The sequence below is a fragment of the Desulfosporosinus sp. BICA1-9 genome (assembly GCF_000802135.1).
The window spans coordinates 1-23,318 of sequence record NZ_JUEE01000146.1 but is presented as its reverse complement, the minus strand read 5'-3'; the positions used below and the strand labels follow the sequence as shown (position 1 = coordinate 23,318).

The window sequence follows — 23,318 nt, the reverse complement described above, 5'->3', positions numbered from 1 at the left end:
GGTTCTGTAATGAACTATTCATTAGTCGAAGATATCCTTGGCCGTCTGATGGTTGCATATGCAGCTTTCATGGGGGCTCCATTGTTGGTTTCATTGATCTGGCAGGAAAAAAGCATGCTCGCGTTTCTTATCTCCATCGTCGTAACCTTAATTTTAGGAATTAGCCTAGTAGCACATGGTCAGAAAGACGGGCGAATGGGTTTGAGGGAAGGGTTTGTCATTGTCGCCAGTGCTTGGTTACTGACGGGCATAACAGGAGCTTTACCTTATGCTTTGAGTGGAGCTGTACCTACCTATCTTGATGGATTATTTGAAACTGTATCTGGTTTAACCACAACAGGGGCGAGTGTTATTGACAATGTTGAAATCCTCCCTAAGAGCATTCTCCTTTGGCGCAGCATGACCCAGTGGCTTGGGGGTATGGGGATTATAGTGTTGTTTATTGTCTTTCTGCCAAACATGACAGGTACAGTTCATCTGTTTAATGCTGAGGTTCCAGGGCCAATTTCTGAACGCGTTCTTCCCAGAATCCGAGATAATGCCCTAAAACTTTGGCAAATATACTTAGGTTTTACGGTCTTGCAAATCATTCTCCTGATACTTGTGGGTATGACTTGGTTTGATGCTATCAATCATTCCTTTACTACGATGGCGACTGGAGGCTTTTCTACGAAAGGTGCCAGTATTATGTACTATGATAATTGGGGGATTGAACTGATAATCATTATTTTTATGATTATTGCTGGAGGAAACTTTGGCCTTTATTACTTGGCTTGGCGATCAGGGGTAAAAAAGATTCTTAAAGATGTGGAGTTTCAATTCTATCTGCTTATTATTGCAGTCTCAACGCTTACGATTACCTTGAGCTTGTGGTGGACGATGGGTACTGGGGTTAGCAATTCACTGCGGCAGGCGCTCTTTCAGGTTGCTTCGATTATGACCACAACGGGGTACGCTTCGGCTGACTTTAATCAGTGGCCTTCTGTAAGCAAGTTCATCCTATTATGCCTGATGTTTATCGGTGGAAGTGCGGGATCTACTGCTGGTGGAATAAAAGTTTCTCGAATTATCCTACTGTTTAAACTAGGTTGGGCTGAGTTGAAAAGGGCAATCCACCCAAAAGCAGTCATTAATGTACGCTTTGCCAAAAGGTCAGTTGATCCTCTTGTTTTAAATACCGTGGCTGTTTTCTTCTTTCTCTTTCTCAGTATTTTTGCCTTTGCTACCTTGCTTATTACAGCAACAGGATTAGAACCGTTTGATGCCATGAGTGCGGTGGCAGCTACCTTGGGGAATGTTGGTCCGGGATTTGGGGTGGTTGGTCCGATGACCACGTTTTCTTCCATTAACGCCTTTGGAGAAAGCGTTCTTATTCTTTGCATGTTGCTTGGTCGATTGGAGCTCTTTACCTTGCTGGTGCTAATTCAGCCAGAGTTCTGGCGTAGTCGTAAAGGGTGGTAGGGAGTTTTTTCTACATGTTCACGTGATGGGAGTTTAGTGGGAGGAGGAAGAGAGAAAAATGATGGTAATACAAAAAGCCGAGGAAGCAGATTTTGAACAAATTTGGACTATTTTGCAGGAAGTTTTTCAAAAGGGGGATACTTATGCTTTCTCACCTGACATTACTAGGGAGGAAGTCTTCCATATTTGGATGGAGGTCCCTTTGGACACATATGTTGCAATCGAGAACGACCTCATAGTGGGCACCTATTTTTTGAAACCCAACCAACCGAGTTTAGGTTCTCACGTTTGCAATGTTGGATATACTGTCAGTGCTCAAGCCCGTGGTAAAGGGGTAGGTAGACTGATGTGTGAGCATTCTCTAAACGAGGCTAAGGCGTATGGATTCAAAGCAATGCAGTATAATTGTGTCGTAAGTACAAATCAAGTGGCTGTTGAATTATGGAAAAAATGTGGGTTTGAGATTGTTGGTACAATTCCCAAAGCATTTAACCACAAAGAGCAGGGACTGGTAGATGCGTTTGTGATGTATCAGTGGTTGAGTCAGGGATAAGGCAATAAGGATATTGTATTCTATTCAATAAAGAAAACTTGGCTAGCGCCAAGCCTTCAGGCGCAGGCGGTCGGTCGAATGCTAAGCCATTCATGGCGCATTCGACACTAGACACGTCCTGTGTCGTCGCCTTAGTTCACTTTATGCGCTGGCCATGGATGGCCGAGTGTCCCTGTAGCCATGGATGGCGAGAAGGACCTTCCAGAAAGTATATAATTAAAAATTGTACTTTCTGACTAGTATAAAAGAGCCTTTACTTGGATTTACCAAGTAAAGGCTAATAATTTTTAATAGTAAAATCACCTTACCAGCTTCATGTTGAGTCTTTACTATGCCCCACATTTTGATGACACGTAAGACACGAAGTCTTATTCTTTAAAATTTCTGAATGCGGAAACTTTGGCGCAAGATCTCCGGAAGTAAGGAGAAGATTCTTTGCCTTGGGATACTCGCCACTGGTATGGCAGGAAATACAAGCTTCTGGATTTAGTCTTGTGTGTAACTTGTTAGGGTACTGGTTAGAAACATGCAAATATAATTCCTTTAATCCGCCAACCTTGCGCTTAACATAACCAATTGTGCCTGGATCGGCATGACATCTTAAGCAAGTAACATCTTTGTGTTTTCCCTGAGACCATGAGGTTACAGAAGGACTAATTTGATGACAACTTGCGCAAAAATTTGGTTGGGAAGTGTAGTGCATTCCTGCATAGGCTATTATCCCTAGAAGTACCACTGCCAAAGTTAAATAAATAACGACTTTTCTGATCTTTTTACTGGGCACGTCATGTTGTTCTTCACGGAATTTTTCAGCATCATTAAAAGAGGACAAAGCACTCAGCTCCTTATTCCCTAATAATCTCTTTAATCTACACCAAACAAGTAGTTAACGGACTTATAGTTCCCTCATTCTTCGCAATATATAATCATGATGGAAAATAATAAGAAGAAATTTAATTTTTGAAGCTTAGAAGGATAAGGTTGTCCTATGTTGAATTCTGCTGAGTAAAGCAATTTTTGTCCCCTTATCCCGCCCGTACCACAATTGGGGTAGCATCGTTGCCGCTATCAGCCCAAGTAGAAATTGAAATGATCGCTAAAAGAGGAGCCTCATAAGAGAAAGGAATTTGGCAGCATGGTTGAGCGACACGCTATAAAATATTTAGCACCAGGATGGTTTGCAGTGATCATGGGCACAGGAGGTCTTGTCAATATCTTAAATCAATGGCAAAATGCCTTTCCTGTCGCACATCTTCTGAGTTTACTGTTTGCTACTTTGGCGGGTGCCCTTTATTTTCTTGTTCTTGCCCCCTGGATTATGCGCTGGATATCCTTTTTTGAATATGCACGGAGAGACCTTCACCATCGTGATGTTTGGTATAGGCTTCTTTTTGTTTCTATTTATTAGTTCGATAATTTTTGTTCGCTTGGCGCAATATCCTCTACCCCCAGCCGAATTGACCCCTTCTTTTGGAATCCTGTTGAGTGCAGTGGGGCTGGCAGTTATTGCTATTATCGATACTGCAAAAAGTGCTCAAAACCTCGGAGTGGTAAACTACGTAGACCTAGCTTATCTAGGAGCAGCGATCATCTGGGGTTTTGGTGTTTGGGTTATCGGAATCATAGGGATGATTTCTTTTTATCATTTCCGAAGAGGAGGAATTCCATTTAGTTTGGGATGGTGGGCATTTATCTTTCCTTTGGCCGCCTATACCATCGCCAGCCAAAAAGTTGCGATAATTTTCTCGACGCCATTAACCTATTGGTTCAGTGCAATTTTGACGATATTTCTCTTGCTTCTCTGGCTTTATGTGTTTAGCAATACAGTGATAGGAGTATTGAGTGGCAGACTTTTCATGGGTAGTCCGATTTCTCAAACGAACAAGTGAAGATAGGCCGATTAGCGATTTAAACAAGAATAAGCTATGATTGTTGTATTACATTAAAAGCAGATTTTCGAAAGGTTGGGATAGCAATGGCAGTAAAGGCGCACCGAATCTATGCCGAAGAGTGGAATCCATCAGAGGAACAAATCAATCGGATTTTCCCAATTGAAGACTTGAAATCAGAAATAGGCCGGGACCCAGGTATCAAGGTGTTGCGTGACGATGAAATAAGATTAGAATATCCCAGTCAATATAATATTTCCGTACAAGCAAGAGCACATAATCTATCACTTGTGCAATTATTACAAGAGTACTATACCACTTATCGTGATAGTCCCGAGTTAGCAGGTTTATTAGGGATCCAAATACCACAGATCATGTGGGTCGACACCTTAGGATATGACGAAAAGATTATCAGTCTGCATGTTTCTAAGATAAACAAACAAGAGGTGTTCATCAATGATATAGTTTTAGTCAAAAATGAGGATTTTGATCTATTAAGTGACACCGTGATGGATACTATTCTGAATAATTTGCGAGTATTTGCCAAGGAACAAGGGGCAAAGTACTTATCAGGGTATGCAGCTAATTACACTACTTTGAACCTCTTGAAAAGTAAGGGCTTTAAAGACGATAAGCGAGAGAATATGGGAAATGATTATTTATTCAGAATAGCCGCTATCGGTGGTGAACAGTGGCCCTTCTATGATGAATTGATCTAAGTAAGGATTCTTTACTTTCCGGCATTGGAGGAATAGTTATGACCCATAAGATAACAATCTTTTCAGATTTTTTATGACCCTTTTGCATGATTGGGAAAGTCCCACTTGACCAGTTGAGGCTTTAGAAAAACTTCTGGTGAATGACGGCCTATCACTAAAATAGAATCCCTAGGAAAGAGTAAAAAAGGAGTATGAGCAGAGGAGAGTTTTGAGAGATGGAATTGACGGATGAACAGAAAAAATCTCTTTTAGGTCAGGGATATATTGCGTCTGAAGATGGAGTGCATTTTGCCTGTAGGGTTTTAGTCCCTGCAGGGAAAATGACTGCCCAAGCAGCACGAAAGATTTCCGAAGTAAGTGAGAAATATGGCAGAGGTCACTTAGTTTAACCCAAAGGCTTAACGTTGAAATTCCTTGGATACAGTATCAAGATTTGGCTAATGTTACTAAGGAGCTCAATGAAGTAGGCCTAGCTATTGGAGGCACAGGGTTAAGGGTTAGACCAGTACTTACCTGTAAAGGGACGATTTGTAAAAGGGGATTACTGGACACTGATGCACTAGCTCAAGCGATCGACGAACGCTTCTATAATGAGTATTACAAAGTAATGTTACCTAATAAATTAAGAATTATTATTAGTGGGTGTAGTAATAGCTGTTCAAAGCCTCAAATTGGATGCATTGGCTTGCAAGGCAGAACCCCAAATCAACTGGCTATTAGCATGGGGGGAATGTTTGGTAAAGATCACGTAATGGGAAGAGAGTTACCAGGGCTTTATTCGAGCAATGATGCTCTGGCTATGATCGATAAAGCGATTGCTTATTATCGTGACAACGGTCTTAAAGGGGAACGATTTGCCATGATGATAGAGCGAATTGGCTTCGAAGTCGTAGTGGACTTCCTATGCGGAAAACCCTGAGATTTATGTGGCGTGGAAAGGTCCCGTTGACGTGCTTATGCACTCTCTTTACAAATAGGGCTTTGGGAGTGAAGTCATGAGGGGAGTATGATATATGCACTCTAAAAAACATGTTCTTGTGATGACCGCCGTCTCTGCTGAGAGGGATGCGGTGTTACGTGGTCTAAAAGGGGATACAAGAATTGTGGTCTTGACAGCAGGTGTCGGTTCGGTAATTGCAGCAGTTAACACAGTCAAAGCGTTAGCAAGTGCAGAGTACGGCTTGGTTATTTGTGCAGGTATTGGGGGAGGCTTTTCTGGTAAAGCTGAGGTGGGTTCACTCGTGGTGGCGACTGAGATCATCGCCGCTGACTTGGGGGTTGAAACCTCAGAGGGTTTTTGTAGTTTAGATGAGTTGGGTTTCGGTTTTACACGTGTTCAAATTGAGGCTAACCTAGTGAACCGCTTCACCCAAGCTCTGCGCGAGGCAAGATTGTCCGTTAGTACAGGCCCGGTACTCACGGTATCAACCGTCACCGGTACTGCAGCGAGTACCGCAGAACTGGCGGCTAGAATACCGGGAGCCGCTGCTGAAGCGATGGAGGGGTATGGTGTCGGATTGGCGGCGCAGGATCGAGGGTTGCCGGTTCTGGAGATTCGCGCGATCTCAAACATGGTAGGACCGCGTGATCGCTCCGCTTGGCGAATTAAAGAGGCATTAGATGTGTTGGAAGCTGCGAGCGCAGTTTTGACGGAGGTACTAGTATGAAAATTGCATTCTCTCCTTGTCCCAATGACACGTTTGTTTTTCACGCCTGGGTACACGGACTAATACCTGGTGCACCTCAGCTTGATGTAACTTACGCGGATATTGATATCACGAATACTTTAGCAGCCGGTTCCGATGGACCAGATGTTGTTAAGATCTCCTATGCAGCCTTACCTTGGGTCTTGTCCGAGTATGCACTTTTGCCATGTGGAGGTGCCTTAGGTAAGGGCTGTGGACCGCTGGTGCTTACATCAGACAAAACAGGTAGTACCAATGATCCGGCAAGGTTACGGAACAAACGAGTGGCGGTTCCGAGTGAACGATCTACCGCATACTTGCTTTTTCGATTATGGGCAACTCAACATGTGCCAGGGGGAGTGGGGGAGATAGTAGTTCTGCCGTTTCACGAGATTATGCCGGCGGTGCGTGACGGTTTGGTTGATGCTGGGCTTGTGATTCACGAGGCACGCTTCACCTATCCTTCATTTGGGCTAACCCTTTTAGCTGACTTAGGAAATTGGTGGGAGAAAGATACTAACCTGCCAATCCCATTGGGCGCGATCATTGCTCGACGATCGCTAGACCTATCGGCAATCACAAGCTGGATTCAGGCATCGGTCAAGTATGCTTGGGCTCACCCAGATGAATCGAAAGAGTACATTCTCCAGCATAGCCAAGAATTGTCCACCGAAGTGACAAAAGCACACATAAAACTTTACGTCAATGAATTCACCGAGAATATAGGTGAGACAGGGTATAAAGCGGTGTCAACCTTGTTAAACAGGGCCTCTCAAGAAGGGATAGTGCCTAAGGTAAATTTGGAGGCACTATATTTGTAGATTAAACCGAAGAAAAGGAAATTGCCATCTTGTAAAGGATGGCAATTTTCAAGTTACTTAAAAAGAAAAAAAGGAAGAGTACGATGACGAAAATCGAAAGAATACTGGCCGCTACACGCTTTGAGTGGGTGGATCGAATACCTAATGGAGAGTTTTATCTTGAAGATGGATTTGTAAGCAAGTTATTAGGGCTTAAGGAAAAGGTGAGGTTTGAAGACAGGGTGAAGGCTTGTGAACTTTGTGGGCTAGATGCGTTAGCTTTTTCACCTTCCCCCTCGCAAGTAGACAAAGCTCTGGTTTGGGAAGGGCTTGAACAATGGAGAAAAGAGACGGATTTTTTTATTTTTGCCATTATCGACGGTCCTTTTCAGGGCGCTGCTAAGCTGTTCTCTTCGTTTACGGATTATTTGCTGGCCATTGCTCGACGTGACCCGGTAATTCCCGAACTCGTAGCTAAGGCAATTGCTGAGAATATTGCCCGGGGCTTAAATGCCCTAGTTTCTGGGGCAAATGGAATCATTATAGCAGACGATATAGCCTATCAGGGTGGTACATTTATTTCCCCTACTGCTCTGCGCCAAGACTTTTTTCCTGGCCTTAAGGACCAGGTTGATGTGTTACGGGCCCAAAAAGCTCCAGTTTTCTTCCATGCCGATGGGAATTTGCTCCCGGTCTTAAGCGATCTTGTCAATTCGGGTGTTGACGGTTTGCATTCCTTGGATTTTTCTTCGCTTGCCAATATAGCCAAGGCCAAAGTAATCACTGAAAAGAGCCTTTGTTTAATGGGAGGCTATGATCTCGGGTGGTTTGGAGAGGAGACGCGGAGAGATAGAGCGCAGGAATTATTAGCAGTGACTGCCAAGGGTGGAGGATATATCTTTGGTACTAGTGCGGGAATAGTCGGGAGTGATCTCGAGGTAAAAGAGGTTTTGGATGTCTATCAATATGTACAGAGCTATGCACTAAAAGAACTATGAGATAACGGGGCATTGAAGTCTAGACAAATTCACAATAGTTCGTTAGAATAGAACATGTAGAATTGCCTGTGAGTTGTTTCACAGGTATGTAGTAAGGAAGAATGGGTAGCGTGGGTTTTTTTGAAGAAGTATGACCCACTAAAGTAGGAGTCTGACGATTGAATGAAGGATGGTAGAATATGAAGCATTTAGCGGCTGTGCTAATGTAGCTATCCTTTTGTGGTAGCTATTTTTGTTTTTTAAGTATTATAGAGATATACCCCAATTTTCTTGAGAGAAAGGTTGATTGAGCGTGATCTGGAATATTGAGCAAGAATGTATGAGCCGTAGCCGTTTAGAAGAAATACAATTGGAACGTCTAAAGTGGACAGTCAATAGAGTATACAACAAGGTACCTCATTATAGGGGTAAATTTGAGAAGTTAGGGATAACCCCTGAGAAGATCAAGTCCTTAGATGACCTCAAGCAGTTACCATTTACGACTAAAGAAGATTTAAGGAGCAACTATCCTTTTGGTCTGTTTGCTGCCCCTCAAAGAGAGATAGTGCGCGTGCATGCTTCATCAGGTACCACCGGTCGTCCTGTGGTTGTTGGCTATACGGCAAATGACCTCAATACCTGGACTGATCTTACTGCCCGGATGGTTACACTGGCTGGGGTGACCTCAGAAGATGTTGCTCAGATTGCCTTTAATTATGGTCTGTTCACTGGGGGATTTGGCCTCCATTATGGATTGGAAAGAGCTGGTGCCCTCGTGGTCCCCGTTTCAGGAGGGAATACTGAACGACAACTCATGTTAATGCAGGATTTTGGCACGACTGTGCTGATTTCAACTCCTAGCTACTCTTTGTATATTGCGGAAGTTGCGGAGAAGATGGGTATAGATATTTCCACTTTAAAATTGAAGATTGGGCTGTTCGGTGGTGAACCTTGGACAGAGGAAATGCGTAGGGAGATCGAATCAAGGCTTCACATTCTTGCTACGGATAACTACGGCCTTAGTGAAGTCATGGGGCCGGGCGTAGCCGGAGAATGCACCTACAAATGTGGTCATCACATTGCAGAGGACCATTTCATCATTGAGACGATTGATCCCGATACAGGTGAAGTGCTCGAACCAGGTCAAGAAGGGGAGTTAGTCTTTACTTCTTTGACCAAAGAAGCCTTTCCAGTAATCCGGTTTCGGACCAAGGATATTTCTTGCATTAACCAGGAACCCTGTCAGTGTGGTCGGAGTACTGCTCGAATGAGAAAAGTTGTCGGTCGCACGGATGACATGCTGATTATTCGTGGGGTTAATGTTTTTCCCTCTCAAATTGAAAGCGTCCTGATGACCATAGAAGGGATCAGTCCACATTATGTGATCAATGTCCACAGGCGTAACTTCCTCGACGAATTGGAAGTCTTGGTGGAACTTAACCGTGAAGACCTTCTCGAGCCGTATTCTAAACTGGAAGACTTCTCGGGATACATCCGTCAGAAACTCCACAGTGTCCTTTCCATAAATGTGCGTTTGAAAATTGTCCAGCCAGGAACCTTGGAGCGAAGTGCTGGAAAAGCTAAACGGGTCTTTGATTATCGTGACCAACCAATGTAAATAATCGAGGGTAACCTTGTATAAAAGTCCTTGTTCCTCAGGGGACAGGGTCTTTTCTGTTTTTTTCCAAGTAAACACTGTTCGAAGACACAAAAAAACTTTATACTACAGTTGGATGTAACTTTTTGGAGGCAATTGCAGAGCATGACGATAAAAGCTTACCACAGCCTAAGTGAGAGGGTTCTCAATGAGGTACTGAACCTAGAGAATGTTTGTCTTGATTATGATAATCTCAAAGGGAGTCTTTTTTTAGATCCTTCCTTAAACTTTGATCAGACTATTAATAGTTTTCACCTTTGCTATGAAAAAGGTGAGTTGATAAGCATGATATCCATGTTCATCCCTACAAGGCAAGAGGCGGAGATTTCGGCTTATACTCTGCCTAAGTTTAGAGAAAATGGCTATTTCAAGGCGTTATTAGCGAATGCTGTGGAGGAATTAAGGAAATTTGAGATTCCGGACATCCTGTTTGTCTGTGAAAAACCCTCGATTTCGGGTAAAAAGGTCCTCGCAGCTCTCAATGCTGAGTATGAACATACTGAATATTTCATGAGATTCAATAAGTCAAGATATGCAGCAAGAGATACGTATCGTTTGTTATGGCGAAAAGCAGAGCTCAAGGACCTTGAAAAAACGATTACAACCAGCATGAGGATTTTCGATGATAGTTACGAAGATGCTAAGAGCTTATTGGAAAAGTGTTTCGAATCGGAAACTCGCGAACAGCATCTAGTCGTCTTAAACGATGAGATCGTTGGGATTGGTTCAGCAAATATAGAAGGAGAAGACGTGTCGATATTTGGTCTGGGGCTTATCCCTGAATATCGGGGCCAGGGATACGGAAATGAGCTGCTCCACCTAATCATAGACGATTTATTGCAAAGAGGAAGAACAGACCTCACGATTGAGGTAAATAGTGAGAATGCAAATGCCTTAGGACTATACCAAAAAACCGGTTTTTATATCGAGGTTGCTTATGAGTATTACCGTAAAAAAGTTTGCTGAATAAGTTAACTTTTTTGGGAGAAATGAAAGGGAACGTGGACTTATGTGTTTGATCTTTTTTGCCTATGACTGCCACCCGCACTATCGCTTAATACTAGCAGCTAATAGAGATGAGTATTTTCATCGACCGACAGAACGTGCTCATTTCTGGCAGTCTAACCCTCGTGTCTTAGCGGGTAGAGATTTAGAGATGCTGGGAACCTGGATGGGAATAACTCGTTCAGGCCGTTTTGCAGCACTGACAAACTTTCGAGATCCCTTAGCACAGATTACGAATGCGAAATCTAGAGGAACGTTAGTCAGTGGCTTCTTATGCATGAATGAATACCCAATCAGATACCTACAAGAAGTCGAACTTAGCCGAGATCTCTATAATCCGTTTAATCTCTTAGTGGGCGATTCATCGAATCTAATGTATTATTGTCATCAAACGTCGGAAGTTAAGGTTCTCAAGCCTGGGATATATGGTCTTAGTAATCATCGTCTTGATACTCCTTGGCCTAAAGTCCAAAAAAGCAAACAAGCTTTAGCAAATTACATAAACAATAAAACCTTGATCGAAGCTCAGGCACTCTTTGAAATCTTAGCAGATGATAAAATGGCTCAGGATCACGAATTGCCGGATACTGGAATTAGTTATGAGTTCGAGAAATTGCTATCCTCAATCTTTATTCAAGGAACTGATTATGGAACTAGGTCTTCGACGGTTCTATTAATTGGTCGCAACGATCGTGTGACCTTTAAAGAGAGAAGTTTTATGCAAAGTCCAAAAAACTTTGTTGATGTTTGTTATGAGTTTGACTTAAAAAGTAGAAACCAACTGAACTCCTCTTTATAGCCTTCATAGCTTCAGATAGCTATTTCCTAAATAGCGACAGTATGAAAATGCGAATGTCAAAGAACAAATAATAAATAATAAATAATAATAAAGAAGGTACTGCGATGTTAAACAAGAATCAGAAACCTGTGATCCTTGCGGAGCAGGTTCAATCTTCGCTTGCTAATCTCGAGCCACTCTCTAGGAAAGTATTCTTGTCTCTTAAACCACCCAGCCCACAAGATAACCGAGCGGATGTCGACCAAGTGCGCCATACGCTGGAGCGAAGCTACGGCTTGGTCAGTGTGCCTCTAGCACTTATGCCAAGGATACCGGGCATATGCCGGAGCGCCAATTGGCAGATCACAGCCACCTTGGGAGATACTGGACAAGGTTGGACCTTAATTGATATAGAGCCTGGAGATACTACCCAAGAGCACTTCGGGCTGGCTATAGACATTGGAACGACAACTGTGGTTGTGTACTTAATTAATCTCTGTGATGGCACAGTCCTTAGGCATGCCGCAGACTATAATGACCAAATTGTTATGGGTGAGGACATTTTGACCCGCATTCGTCATGCCGCAGAACTTGACGGTTTAGCAAGGCTGCAGAAAGCGGTTGTGGATACCTTAAATCGATTGATAAAGCGTCTTTACCCGCTTACTAGCAAAACAAGTAAAATTACCGCTGCAGCTATCGGGGCCAATACGACTATGATTCATCTCTTGCTAGATCTGGACCCAGCTTCTATTTGCCGCGCTCCCTATACTCCAGTCGTTAACAGGCCAGGAATAATTCCGGCCAGAGAAATAGGACTTGAGATTCACCCCTCAGCCCCAGTCTATTGCCTGCCTAGTATCGGAAGTTATCTTGGTGGAGACGTCATAGGGGGAATATTAGTCAGTGGTATGCATCAACAGTCGGACATTTCCCTGTTTGTGGACATTGGCACGAATGGGGAGATCGTACTAGGGAATGAAGAGTGGCTTGTCGCTTGTGCCGGAGCAGCTGGGCCCGCTCTAGAAGGTGGGGTTACAACCTATGGAATGCGAGCAGAACCAGGAGCGGTAGATCATGTTTCCATAGATCCGAAGACTGGCTGGGTGGACTATTCGACCGTCGGCAATCTCCCTGCCCGAGGTATCTGTGGCTCGGGTTTGGTGGACACACTTGCCGAACTTTTCCTTAACGGCTTCATTAATCGATCTGCTCGTTTTCAGAACGGTCAGCAGGAATTTGTCGTCGTCCCTGCCCATAAAACTGCCTCAGGGGAAGACATTGTTATTTCGCAAGTCGATATTAACAATTTCATGGCTACGAAAGGGGCTGTCAACGCGGCTACGGATCTGTTAATGGAAAATGTCGGCTGTGCTTGGCAAGAAATTAGCCATTTCTATGCCGCTGGAGCGTTTGGGCAGTATTTGCCCATCGAGTCAGCCGTTACCATCGGTCTCTACCCGGACCTTCCGCGTTCAGCGATTGTACGCCTGGGCAATAGTTCAGGTGAAGCAGCTCGCCAAGTGCTCCTATCCCGTACCAAGCGACTGGAAGCAGAAGGGATCGCAGGGAAGGTGACTTATTTCGAGCTGAATGCTAATTCCGCTTTCATGGATAAGTTCAGTGGCAGTAAATTTCTTCCTCATACCGACTTAGATCGTTATCCTAGTGTCAAAAGACGTCTGCAAACACGCGCCTAACCTCAGAGTAAGGTTTAATAAACACCGAGTAAAAAAGCAGAAGATCCTACAATGCAATAGGATGAAGCCCCTGTCGCGGCAGGTCTTCATACCTTTTTAAAGGGTTTCGCTGACAAGGGCTGACCACTTTTTCCCTTTATAAGCGTTATAGCCTCGTGTATGGGCATACCCGTAAATTTTAGTACCCATAGAATCTTTTTCAAAAAGATAACCGTAGGTTTCCCCTTGAATCGCAAGTTGAGCCGCCTTAAGATGCTTTAAATTCTCAGTGAGAATACCCTTGCGGTTTCGGCAGGCAATCACGTAGCCAGAGTTGTTAATAATGAATATGTCCCCGTTCTTCCCAATGCGAGCGGAATCGATAATGTCGTAGATATAGTCCCAGTTGAATCGTGTAGAAAAATACCCCAATACTTGGCCCTCGTCACTAAGGATAGGGCAGGTATAAGCCACGGTATGTGACTTACCAACCGTCGAATAGTAAAGATCACTTACCGATATGGCGTTTTCAGCCTTGGCAATTATAAACCAGCTTCTATCCGCCATATTCTGACCGATGAGTTCGTGGTGAACACCAGCTGCAACGATTGTGCCTTCAGGATCCAGTACATAAAGATCAAGATAGACTTCATAAATGTCAACTAGCTTTTTTAAGAGAGCGTTTGCTATAGCAGTGCGATCGGAAGTGGTTTTACTAAAGCAGTTCTTTAATAGACGTAGAGAATTGCAAGTAATTTCGGATTGACTATTCGAGTACTTTCATAATTAATTCTCGTATTCGGAATTGGGCACTTCAAACGATAAATTGCTAAAGGTTAGCACATCCTTGAATTCGATAAAATTGTAGTGGTTTGTTTGGGCTTTCTCCATGAGGAGAGAGATGGGGGTCGTAGTCAGGATAACATCCTTGGGCTGGAGTAATTGGTCGATTAGGCCAAAATGCTGGGAGTTAAAGCGGATAGCAATGTGAATCTCATTTTCCCAAGTTATCTGAAGGACATAGGCATCCTTAAGTTCAGTTGCAAACCAATGATAGGTATATCCAGAAAGGCCAGACTGGTTGACTGCCCTGACTTGTTCACCAAATTCCTTAACATATAGAATAAGCACATCGCGACCATTTTCGAGTTTGCCAAAGGCAGATTGTTCAGGTGAATAAGCCTGAGTATACATCGAAATCCCCCAATTCATTTGCCACTTCTTAGCTTGATTCAATATGCTGTTATTATAGACTATTTATTTGAGAGAATAAAGTAACTTAAGAGGGAAAAACGTCACTTAGCAGGAAATTCATCACTGAAGAAGTGTAATTTAAGCTTGAGATATTGGATAAATAAAGATTGCGGAAAGAAGGAAAATCAATGGAAAACTCTTGTGGAACGACGAAGGCTAATGTCTTTGAGACCACCGAGGTGAATGGTATCCCTGTGTATTATGGTGCAGGAGTTAATCCCGTTAATTCCCCTGCTCAGTTTTTCGTGGCTTGGGGCAAGGGGGTTCTGGCCAGTGGTTTGATTCACACCTTTAACAGTCAATCAGAGGAACAAGGGGCATTATGGTTTATTGATGAAGACGAGGCTGAGGCCCAATATAACAGGATACAGAAGCTCTTGGCAGGCTTAGCATAGACTAACATCTGCACTCAAAAGCGCAGGAGCTCAGATTATGTATATCGGTTTTTTCGAACATTCTTAAGATTACAATAGCAAACGTTCGAAAAAAATGTTGACCTCTGTCTGGATTTCTAGTAAAATGTAAACAGACAAGTGAATATTAGTTCATATAATAGCAGAGATAAGGTCTGCAAGTTTCTACCGGGCTGCCGTAAAATTGTCCGACTATGAGCGAAAGTGTACCTAGGGCAACGAGTCCAAGTAACACAGATAGTTATGACTTATCCAGGAGGTCAATATCTGTATTCGGATTATTCCGTTGAGTAAATTTGCGATTGGCAAACCCAGGCTGACAGGTTTCTCTCACTTCATCTGAGTAGAATCTGTTCGCTTGGGTTTTCTTTTTGTACACTTAGATCCAGCCTATTCGTTTTAACAGCACATCACTAGTGATAATTCTAGAACATACGGCCTACCAATGAAGGGAGGATATCGAAAGTCGTCGATAATCTAGAGTAAGATAGGCTTAGTCTTGTGAATTCATTGATGCACACTGATAAATGAGTGATCAATTAGTGGGATATTGGAAATGCTTAATAATAATGCAATAGTAAATGGAGGAAGAACACTAATGCGTAATAAAGAAATGTTACTAGTCCCAGGGCCAACACCAGTTGTAGATGAAATATATGATGCTTTATCCAGTGAGACAATGGGGCACACTGATCCTCGATTTGCCAAGATTTTTAAGAACAGCATAGAGTTAAGTAAGCAAATGTACAACACGGATGGAGAAGTTTTTATTATTGCGGGTTCAGGGACCTTGGCGATGGAAATGGCTATTATCAATACTGTTGCTCCAGGGGAGAAGTTGTTAGTCGTCAGCCATGGCTATTTTGGGGACCGCTTTATTCCATTGGCAAAAGTTTTCGGTATCCAAGTGGAGGCTCTTCAAGCGGAGTGGGGCCAGCAGATCAGTAAGGAATTAGTGGAAGAAAAATTGGCTGAGGGTGGTTTCAAGGCAGTAACCGTGACTCATGTTGACACGTCAACTGGAGTTATGGCAAATGTTGAAGACTTACTCCCGGTAGTTAAAAAAGCAGGTGCGCTCTTTATTCTTGATGGAGTATGTGCTTCTGCTGCCTTAGAAGAGGATATGCAAAAAACATACGGACACCCAGATTACAAGATAGATGTTGTGTTAACCGGCTCCCAGAAAGCGATTGGGGTTCCACCGGGACTTGGAATTGTGGCTTTTGGACCAAAAGCTTTGGCTGCACGTGAAGCGATGCCTTCAGTAATGGGGTACTATACAGATATTAAGAATTGGCTTCCAGTTATGAACGAGCCTGTGAAATACTTTGCTACGCCCCCGGTTAACATGATCTATGCCTTTAATAAGGGCATGGAGATGGTTATGGCCGAAGGACTTGATACCCGTTATCGTCGCCATTTAGCTTTAGGACGAGCAGTGAGAGCCGGTCTTAAAGTCTATGGCATGAAGCCTCTTGCTGCTGAAGATGTTGCGGCTCCGACATTAAGTTGTATAATCTATCCTGAGGGTTTAAATGATGCGGAGTTCCGTTCAAAGTTAGCTTCGAAAGGCGTGGTCGTGGCTGGGGCTTTAGCTGCTTTAGCTGGAAAGGCTTTCCGAATTGGGCATATGGGCAATGCCACTGAAGAAATGTTTATTAAAGCACTAGAACTCGTTGGTAGGACTCTTCAAGAGATGGGGTATGAGGCCAACATCGATGCTGCAGTCGACGAGTTCAAAGGAATTTATCACTCGGCCTAAAGGTACTTTATTACCGCGACTTGAATAACATAAGGACCTTTCTCGTACTAGTCAGAAATTACCAATTAAGGCGACCGCCGGCGACTGATGTCTTGGCGTTCGCTATGTTTTTTTAAGAAACAAAGCTGTAAGAATGAACTGGCAGCCTTGTTTTTAAACAATCATGCAAAGTATAATGATTGGAGAATAAGCTATCAGATCGAACAATCTACATAAAATAGTAATTAATGTTCGGAAAATGTGTTGACCTCTGTAATTATATCTTGTAAAATAAACTCAAGATCAACAAATGAATAGTGTTCATATAGTAGCAGAGATATGGTCTGCAAGTTTCTACCGGACTGCCGTAAATGGTCCGACTATGAGCGAAAGATGTACTAGGGCATAGTCCTTATATGTACAGATCCAAAGACTTTCTTAGTACTAGTCAGAAAGTATAACTTTTCGTTGCATACTTTCTGAAGCATAAGTGCAACTAAGGCTACCGCCTGCGCCTGATGGCTTGGCGCTAGCCAAATTTTCTTTAGAAGTCTAACTTTGTTTTTGGATTAAACCGCAGGGTCATCCCAGGCGGGCAGATTTCTCTCACCAATTTGAGTTGAAAACTGTTCGCCTGGGTTTGTTTTTTCTGCAAATTACTATAGGTAATGTAAGGAGGAGTAGGCGTGTTTACAATCCTTGATTTGGTTCAACCAGATAACCTAGCAGAAGCTTATCAGATCCTATCTGATAAACAAAATAACACCATTCTTGGGGGCTGTGCTTTTCTGAAGATGGGTAAAAAACGAATTAATAAAGGAATAGATCTTACGAACCTTAATCTTAGTTATATTCAGGAGAAAGATGGTTTTATAGAGATCGGGGCTATGACAAGCCTCAGAGAACTTGAAACTCACCCCTTGGTAAAGGAATATTATAATGGGGTGCTTCCTAAATCCGTTCGGGACATCATCGGAGTGCAATTTAGAAACGGCGTTACTGTGGGTGCTTCGGTTTATTCTAAGTACGGTTTTTCTGATTTGATCACGGCGTTGTTGTCCTTGGATACGGAGGTTGAGTTATTTAAGGCTGGAAGAATGCCCTTGGTGGACTTCCTAGCTAGGCCAAAAGAAAAGGACCTGCTCGTTAGATTATGGATTAAGAAAACTATGCGTCAAGCAACCTACCTGAGTTTTAGAAATTCTGCCAGCGATTATTCGGTCTTAAATGTGGCAGTCTCTACGCTTGATAATCGGTGGACGATCGCGGTGGGCGCCAGACCGAGTAGAGCCGCTATTGCCGTAAGTGCTTCCGCAATGTTATCTCAGGATGTTCTAACGTCAGAGAAGATTGAAAAGGTAGCGCAAAGAGCATCAGAAGAAATATCGTTTGGAACGAATACGAGGGGAACGGCCACTTATCGGAAAGCCCTTTGCAAAGCGCTTGTCAAACGGGGAATAATGGAGGTGTTGGCATGAAAATCGAACTAACGATTAATGATAAAGTGGTTAAATGGGATGTTGCAAACGATGAGTTTCTAGCGGATACCCTAAGATCCCATGGACTCTTGAGTGTTAAAAAGGCTTGTGAGACAAGTTGTTGTGGGCTTTGTACTATTTGGATTGATGGTAAATCGATGCTTTCATGTTCGATACTTTCTTTGCGGGCACACGGTAAGAAAATCACAACCATAGAAGGACTTCCCAAGGAAGCAGAGGAATTTGCTCGAATACTCAGCGCGGAAGGGGCAGAACAATGCGGTTTTTGTAGCCCTGGTTTTATCATGAATGTGCTAGCAATGAAAAATGAGCTGGTCAATCCTACCGAGGAAGAAATTATTCACTATTTAACGGGCAATTTGTGCCGCTGCACGGGTTACATGGGACAGCTTAGGGCGATAAAGACCTATCTGGGGGTGGCTTAGGGTCAACAACCACTACCCTAAAGGGATAGTGGCTTGTAGGTAACTACAAGCCACAGGTTGACTAGACTAAGCATTAACTTGCTACGTTATGTAAGCCATCATACCCGTGGACGTTTATCCTAATCTACGGCTCTATGGTCTAACATTAAACAGTTTTGCGTGGTAGAAACAGTGTGTTAGACATGACAAACTTATGTAACTTTGTCTAAGGATAGTTAACTCTGAAAGGAGATAGGCTTTATGTTAGTCTATGTTTTAAATCAAAAGAGTGAACCATTAATGCCTTGTAGTCCTTCTAAAGCAAGAAAACTCTTGAAGCAGGACAAGGCAAAGGTCATTAAAACAGAACCCTTTACGATTCAGCTATTACACGGTTCAAGTGGGTATAAGCAAGAAATCATCCTTGGCGTTGACGCAGGGAGTAAAGTCGTTGGTCTAACGGCAACAACCACTAAGAAAGAGTTGTTTTCGGCAGAAGTGCAACTAAGGAACGACATCGTTGATTTATTATCTACTCGAAGACAGAACCGACGAACGAGAAGAAATAGGCTGAGATACAGGAAACCACGATTCTCAAATCGAGTGAAGAGTAAAAACAAGGGATGGTTAGCACCCTCTATTGAAAACAAAATCCTAACGCATTTAACGATAGTTAGCAAGGTTTATAAGATACTGCCTGTGTCAAATATAATCGTTGAAGTTGCTAGCTTTGATATCCAGAAAATCAAAAACCCCAGCATCAGTGGCGTAGCTTACCAACAAGGCGAGCAAATGGATTTTTGGAACGTTAGAGAGTATGTTCTATTCAGGGATGGACATCACTGTCATGGTAAAAAAGGTTGTAAAAATAAGATACTCAATGTCCATCATATTGAATCTAGGAAAATTGGTGGAGATTCACCCAGTAATCTCATTACGCTTTGTGAAGAATGCCACGACGACTTCCATAAAGGCAAGTTGAAGTTAAACCTCAAGCGAGGACAAACGTTCAAGGACGCTACCTTCATGGGGATTATGAGGTGGAGTTTTTACAACAAACTGAAAAAACTATATCCAGCCGTAAGTATGACGTATGGCTATATCACTAAAAACACAAGAATCACCCATAGCTTGCCAAAAGAACACAGGATTGATGCATTATGCATAAGCGGTAACCCCCTAGTTGAAAGGCTAGACCACTTCTACTTCTTGAAGAAAGTAAGGTGCCACAATAGGCAAATTCACAAAGTAAACCTCTTAAAAGGTGGTGTTAAGAAGCTAAATCGAGCTCAATACGAGGTTAAAGGATTTAGGCTATTTGATAAGGTTCAGTATCAAGGGAGGCTTTACTATATCTTTGGACGAAGAAACAGTGGCTTCTTTGACATTAGAACGCTAGACGGGACTAAGGTAAACAAAGGGAGTGTTAGCTGCAAATCGCTCAAGCTAATTGAGAAAAGAAAAACTATATTAACTGAGAGGAGGATGGCGGGTTAGGGTATGCGTAAGGCATTCCTCCACTACCCTAAAGGGATAGTGGTTTCCTGCCAAGCCATTATGAAGAGCGTTGGTCAAAGCATTCGTAAAATTGATGGAATTGCAATTGCCATGGGTAAACCCGTGTATACTGAGGATTTAGTAATGTCTAATGCCTTAGTGATAAAAATCCTAAGAAGCCCACACGCTTATGCCAAGATAACTTCGATTGATATTTCAAGGGCTAAGAGTTTAGAGGGGGTAGAATGCATCCTTACCTACAAGGATGTTCCAAATGAACGATTTACCCTAGCTGGTCAATCATATCCTGAACCCTCGCCTTACGATCGTCTAATCCTCGATCAAATCCTTCGCTATGTAGGGGATGAAGTGGCGATCATAGCAGCGGTCGATGAAAAAACGGCGCTGTTGGCGATAAAAAGGATCAAGGTTGAGTATGAGGTAATGGAGCCTGTTTTAGATTTTGAGCAGGCTATCGGGCATTCCTCAGTCGTTCATCCTGAAGAGAACTTGAGCTGTAACTTTGAGATTGGATTGCAAAAGGAAAAAAATATTACGTCTACCTCTCATGAAGAAGTTGGAGATGTTGAAGAAGAATTTAAGCGTTGCGCCGTTGTGGTAGAGGATGTCTATTATCCACAAGCCCAGGCTCACACTATGATGGAAACCTATCGAGCCTTTAGCTATCTGGATCATGCGGGAAGGCTGATCGTGGTCAGCTCAACCCAAGTTCCCTTTCATATTAGAAGACAGTTAGCAAGAGCGTTGCAGCTTCCCGCAAGTAAAATTAGGGTAATCAAGCCTAGAATTGGTGGTGGTTTTGGCGGAAAACAGACGGGAGCCGTCGATATCTTTACAGCCATCGTAACTCTAAAAACAGGAAAACCGTCGATCATCATTTATGACCGAAAAGAAACCTTTAGCTGTACGACAAGCCGTCATGCTATGAGATTAAACGTCAAATTGGGTGCCGACCAAGATGGAATTATCAGAGCGATCGATATGCAGGTTTTATCGGACACGGGAGCGTATGGAGAGCATGCTCCGACTGTTTTAAGCTGCGTAGGCCATTACACCCTGCCACTTTATAGTAAAACTAGAGCAGTACGATTTGACGGGAAGGCCGTTTATACAAACAAAATGCCGGCAGGCGCTTTTAGGGGATATGGCGCAACTCAGGGTACCTTCGCCTTAGAATCAACCGTAAATATGTTAGCTGAACGATTAAAGATGGATCCGACAGAAATTCGTTTAAAAAACATCAGTAAAGTAGGGGAAACTTTTCTTACGGGTCAGGGGGTTATGCTAGGCAGCTCGACTTTGGATCGATGTATAGAAAAGGGTAAAGAGCTGATTGGTTGGGAGAAAAAATTTCCGCGCCGTGAAGTCAGTCCCAATAAAGTAAGAGCAGTAGGTATGGCGATCACGATGCAGGGCTCCGGGATTGCCAATATCGGGACTGCCTCAGCAGAAATTCGCTTAAACGATGATGGAAACTTTACCCTTCTCACAGGAGCAACGGATATGGGAACAGGCTGCGATACGATTCTTAGCCAGATGGCCGCTGAGATTTTGGAGATTCCTATGGAGAAGATCATTGTGAACGCCGGAGATACAGATACTTCTCCCTATGATCCGGGGTCCTATGCTTTAAGTACAACCTATGTTGCGGGGACTGCCGTCGTCAAAGCGGCGGAAGACCTCAAAAAGAAGATTATAGAACAGGGAGCTAAGCTCTTAGGGGTTTCTCCAGAAAACGCTCAATTCGACGGCTTAGCGGTCCGAACAGATGACGGGGATCAAGAAATTAGTCTTAGAAAAATAGCAGAGCTTACCGTGCTGGGCGCAGGGAAACTTCAGCTCATTGGATATGCGACTCACGGAAGTGACGTTTCACCGCCACCCTATATAGCCGGTTTTGCAGAAGTAGAAGTAGACCGAGAAACGGGAAAGGTGGAGTTGATCGACTATGTTGCAGTCATCGACTGTGGTACTGTGATTAACCCTAATCTCGCTCGGATTCAAGCCGAAGGTGGAATTGCCCAAGGAATTGGAATGGCTCTTTATGAACAAGTGAGATATGATGAGATCGGCAAGATGGCTACCAATACCTTCATGCAATACAAAATCCCCACTCGTCAGGATGTCGGGAAAGTTCGGATAGCGTTTGAAGAGAGCTATGAACCTACGGGTCCATTTGGTGCAAAATCGATTGGGGAAGTTGTTGCAAATACTCCCCCGCCCGCTATTTCTCATGCGATTTATAATGCAGTCGGAGTTCGAGAAAACCATTTGCCAATTACCCCAGAAAAGGTCTTTTTAGGAATGCAGAAACTATAAACACTTGGAGACTGGGTTGAAGCTGCTTATGCTTTTACCTAGTCTCCTTTTAGTCATCCAGTCACTAAGTTGTATTTACTGGGGACAGCGTCAAACTCGTTGATGATGGTGTATAGTTTTGCACATCTTTTGTCATGACTCTTTTTGCCTTAGCAAAAGAAATTATCCTATTCTAATTTCATGTTATAATAGTATGAGAAGGAAAGGATGTAATGCAGTGGGAAGAGTCGTAAGATCAAGAAAAATATGGATAGGAATTGGATTGTTTTTGTTGGGGATCTTAATACCATATTGGTTAAAACCTCAACTTATAGGATTGGATCAATTACTCCAAACGATGAACCAAAAAACAGACGGCAGTGCGTTAATGGTTAATGCCTTTCTCATTGTGTCAATTAATACCATTATATCCATACCTCAGTTCCTCAGCGTGGTGATGTTGGGAGATGGGATGGCAGATGCTTTCAATCGTTCTGGATTAAAAACCATCATTCCCCTAACTGTAGTACCCCTCGCTTATGTGATCGTCAATCTGATGACTCCATTAAACTATAGTTTTGGGGCCACAGATATTTTTCTTTGGCTATCGATTGTAGTGATGCAGAAACTAAGCAAACAAAAATTGAATATGGGGATGAAGCTACTGGTTTTCTCCCAATTGATTTTTGGTGTTGCTTGGTTAAATCAAGTTCCTTTTCTTACCCCTTATGGTTTCGGACTAGGTTCCTTATCGATAAAAATAAAACAGGCAGCGATTCAAATTGGATTTGGTCAGGTTCTTGCACTTTATGCGAATGTGTTGTTTTTTATCTTCGTAGCAAGTGCTATTACTTTATGGATTTATTTGATTTTATATATGGAGAAATGGGCTATTTCGCAAGACCTACACCGTGCCCAACTTGAAGCCAATGAATCTCGTTCAGGACGTGAAGTTCTCCATCTTGTCCACGACCTTAAAACTCCGCTT

The 23,318-nt window shown here is 43.0% G+C and carries 20 protein-coding genes, 4 pseudogenes and 2 riboswitches; of the genes and pseudogenes, 21 read left to right on the top strand and 3 right to left on the bottom strand.

What is annotated here, in order from left to right; all coding sequences use genetic code 11:
• Nucleotides 1–9: 9 nt before the first annotated feature.
• The gene (locus tag JL57_RS18190; RefSeq protein WP_034143393.1) at nucleotides 10–1,461 is read left to right on the top strand and encodes a TrkH family potassium uptake protein; all 1,452 of its coding nucleotides are present in this window, start codon (nucleotides 10–12) and stop codon (nucleotides 1,459–1,461) included.
• A 58-nt stretch (nucleotides 1,462–1,519) separates the two neighbouring features.
• Nucleotides 1,520–2,014, top strand: coding sequence for a GNAT family N-acetyltransferase (locus JL57_RS18185; protein ID WP_291300241.1), 495 nt, complete (start codon nucleotides 1,520–1,522; stop codon nucleotides 2,012–2,014).
• 313 nt (nucleotides 2,015–2,327) lie between these two features.
• On the opposite strand, the gene JL57_RS18180 is transcribed toward JL57_RS18185, so the two are convergent.
• A complete protein-coding gene (locus tag JL57_RS18180) occupies nucleotides 2,328–2,846 on the bottom strand; it encodes a NapC/NirT family cytochrome c (RefSeq protein WP_291300240.1) in 519 nt (172 codons plus the stop codon).
• A gap of 176 nt (nucleotides 2,847–3,022) precedes the next feature.
• Here JL57_RS18180 and JL57_RS34775 point away from each other — a divergent pair.
• From JL57_RS34775 to JL57_RS18130, 12 genes and pseudogenes are all read left to right on the top strand, one after another.
• Nucleotides 3,023–3,130, top strand: a pseudogene (locus JL57_RS34775) (RidA family protein); the annotation flags it as partial.
• Nucleotides 3,131–3,149: 19 nt separating this feature from the next.
• A pseudogene (locus tag JL57_RS18175) lies at nucleotides 3,150–3,903 on the top strand (hypothetical protein).
• 86 nt (nucleotides 3,904–3,989) lie between these two features.
• The gene (locus tag JL57_RS18170) at nucleotides 3,990–4,622 is read left to right on the top strand and encodes a hypothetical protein (RefSeq protein WP_034143392.1); all 633 of its coding nucleotides are present in this window, start codon (nucleotides 3,990–3,992) and stop codon (nucleotides 4,620–4,622) included.
• 215 nt (nucleotides 4,623–4,837) lie between these two features.
• On the top strand, nucleotides 4,838–5,011 hold the full coding sequence (locus tag JL57_RS34770; RefSeq protein WP_291300239.1) for a hypothetical protein: 174 nt from the start codon (nucleotides 4,838–4,840) through the stop codon (nucleotides 5,009–5,011).
• 44 nt (nucleotides 5,012–5,055) lie between these two features.
• The gene (locus JL57_RS18165) at nucleotides 5,056–5,541 is read left to right on the top strand and encodes a hypothetical protein (RefSeq protein ID WP_291300238.1); all 486 of its coding nucleotides are present in this window, start codon (nucleotides 5,056–5,058) and stop codon (nucleotides 5,539–5,541) included.
• A gap of 94 nt (nucleotides 5,542–5,635) precedes the next feature.
• Nucleotides 5,636–6,289: a futalosine hydrolase gene (locus JL57_RS18160; RefSeq protein ID WP_034143391.1), complete on the top strand. Its 654-nt coding sequence runs from the start codon at nucleotides 5,636–5,638 to the stop codon at nucleotides 6,287–6,289.
• Nucleotides 6,286–7,128 (top strand): 1,4-dihydroxy-6-naphthoate synthase, encoded by an 843-nt coding sequence (locus JL57_RS18155; RefSeq protein ID WP_034143390.1) that lies wholly within the window; start codon nucleotides 6,286–6,288, stop codon nucleotides 7,126–7,128. Before JL57_RS18160 ends, JL57_RS18155 begins: the two co-directional genes overlap by 4 nt.
• 83 nt (nucleotides 7,129–7,211) lie before the next feature.
• Complete coding sequence (locus JL57_RS18150; protein WP_034143389.1) at nucleotides 7,212–8,105, top strand: uroporphyrinogen decarboxylase family protein; 894 nt, start codon at nucleotides 7,212–7,214, stop codon at nucleotides 8,103–8,105.
• A gap of 292 nt (nucleotides 8,106–8,397) precedes the next feature.
• Entirely contained in the window at nucleotides 8,398–9,702 is a 1,305-nt protein-coding gene (locus JL57_RS18145; protein ID WP_034143388.1) for a phenylacetate--CoA ligase family protein, read from the top strand.
• 144 nt (nucleotides 9,703–9,846) lie between these two features.
• Nucleotides 9,847–10,707 carry a GNAT family N-acetyltransferase gene (locus JL57_RS18140; protein ID WP_034143387.1) on the top strand — a complete coding sequence of 287 codons (861 nt, stop codon included), beginning with the start codon at nucleotides 9,847–9,849 and terminating at the stop codon, nucleotides 10,705–10,707.
• Nucleotides 10,708–10,750: 43 nt separating this feature from the next.
• On the top strand, nucleotides 10,751–11,545 hold the full coding sequence (locus tag JL57_RS18135; protein ID WP_034143386.1) for an NRDE family protein: 795 nt from the start codon (nucleotides 10,751–10,753) through the stop codon (nucleotides 11,543–11,545).
• Nucleotides 11,546–11,649: 104 nt separating this feature from the next.
• Nucleotides 11,650–13,224, top strand: a complete 1,575-nt coding sequence (locus JL57_RS18130) for an ASKHA domain-containing protein (RefSeq protein WP_034143385.1) — start codon at nucleotides 11,650–11,652, stop codon at nucleotides 13,222–13,224.
• Nucleotides 13,225–13,320: 96 nt separating this feature from the next.
• On the opposite strand, the pseudogene JL57_RS18125 reads toward JL57_RS18130, so the two are convergent.
• A pseudogene (locus tag JL57_RS18125) lies at nucleotides 13,321–13,935 on the bottom strand (cache domain-containing protein); the annotation flags it as partial.
• Between the two features lie 54 nt (nucleotides 13,936–13,989).
• Nucleotides 13,990–14,397 (bottom strand): hypothetical protein, encoded by a 408-nt coding sequence (locus JL57_RS18120; protein ID WP_034143384.1) that lies wholly within the window; start codon nucleotides 14,395–14,397, stop codon nucleotides 13,990–13,992.
• A 188-nt stretch (nucleotides 14,398–14,585) separates the two neighbouring features.
• Between JL57_RS18120 and JL57_RS18115 the strand changes: the two genes are divergently transcribed.
• The 7 genes and pseudogenes from JL57_RS18115 to JL57_RS18085 all read left to right on the top strand — a co-directional run.
• Nucleotides 14,586–14,852: a hypothetical protein gene (locus tag JL57_RS18115; RefSeq protein ID WP_034143383.1), complete on the top strand. Its 267-nt coding sequence runs from the start codon at nucleotides 14,586–14,588 to the stop codon at nucleotides 14,850–14,852.
• A 130-nt stretch (nucleotides 14,853–14,982) separates the two neighbouring features.
• Nucleotides 14,983–15,085, top strand: a riboswitch (purine riboswitch).
• Nucleotides 15,086–15,468: 383 nt separating this feature from the next.
• The gene (locus JL57_RS18110) at nucleotides 15,469–16,632 is read left to right on the top strand and encodes an alanine--glyoxylate aminotransferase family protein (RefSeq protein ID WP_034143382.1); all 1,164 of its coding nucleotides are present in this window, start codon (nucleotides 15,469–15,471) and stop codon (nucleotides 16,630–16,632) included.
• A gap of 280 nt (nucleotides 16,633–16,912) precedes the next feature.
• A riboswitch (purine riboswitch) is annotated at nucleotides 16,913–17,014 on the top strand.
• Between the two features lie 283 nt (nucleotides 17,015–17,297).
• On the top strand, nucleotides 17,298–18,089 hold the full coding sequence (locus JL57_RS18105; protein WP_034143381.1) for a xanthine dehydrogenase family protein subunit M: 792 nt from the start codon (nucleotides 17,298–17,300) through the stop codon (nucleotides 18,087–18,089).
• Nucleotides 18,086–18,535 (top strand): (2Fe-2S)-binding protein, encoded by a 450-nt coding sequence (locus tag JL57_RS18100; RefSeq protein WP_034143380.1) that lies wholly within the window; start codon nucleotides 18,086–18,088, stop codon nucleotides 18,533–18,535. Before JL57_RS18105 ends, JL57_RS18100 begins: the two co-directional genes overlap by 4 nt.
• A gap of 240 nt (nucleotides 18,536–18,775) precedes the next feature.
• Nucleotides 18,776–20,011, top strand: a complete 1,236-nt coding sequence (iscB, locus tag JL57_RS18095) for an RNA-guided endonuclease IscB (RefSeq protein ID WP_034143379.1) — start codon at nucleotides 18,776–18,778, stop codon at nucleotides 20,009–20,011.
• Between the two features lie 60 nt (nucleotides 20,012–20,071).
• Complete coding sequence (locus JL57_RS18090; RefSeq protein ID WP_034143413.1) at nucleotides 20,072–22,351, top strand: xanthine dehydrogenase family protein molybdopterin-binding subunit; 2,280 nt, start codon at nucleotides 20,072–20,074, stop codon at nucleotides 22,349–22,351.
• A 217-nt stretch (nucleotides 22,352–22,568) separates the two neighbouring features.
• Nucleotides 22,569–23,318 (top strand): annotated as a pseudogene (locus JL57_RS18085) (sensor histidine kinase); the annotation flags it as partial.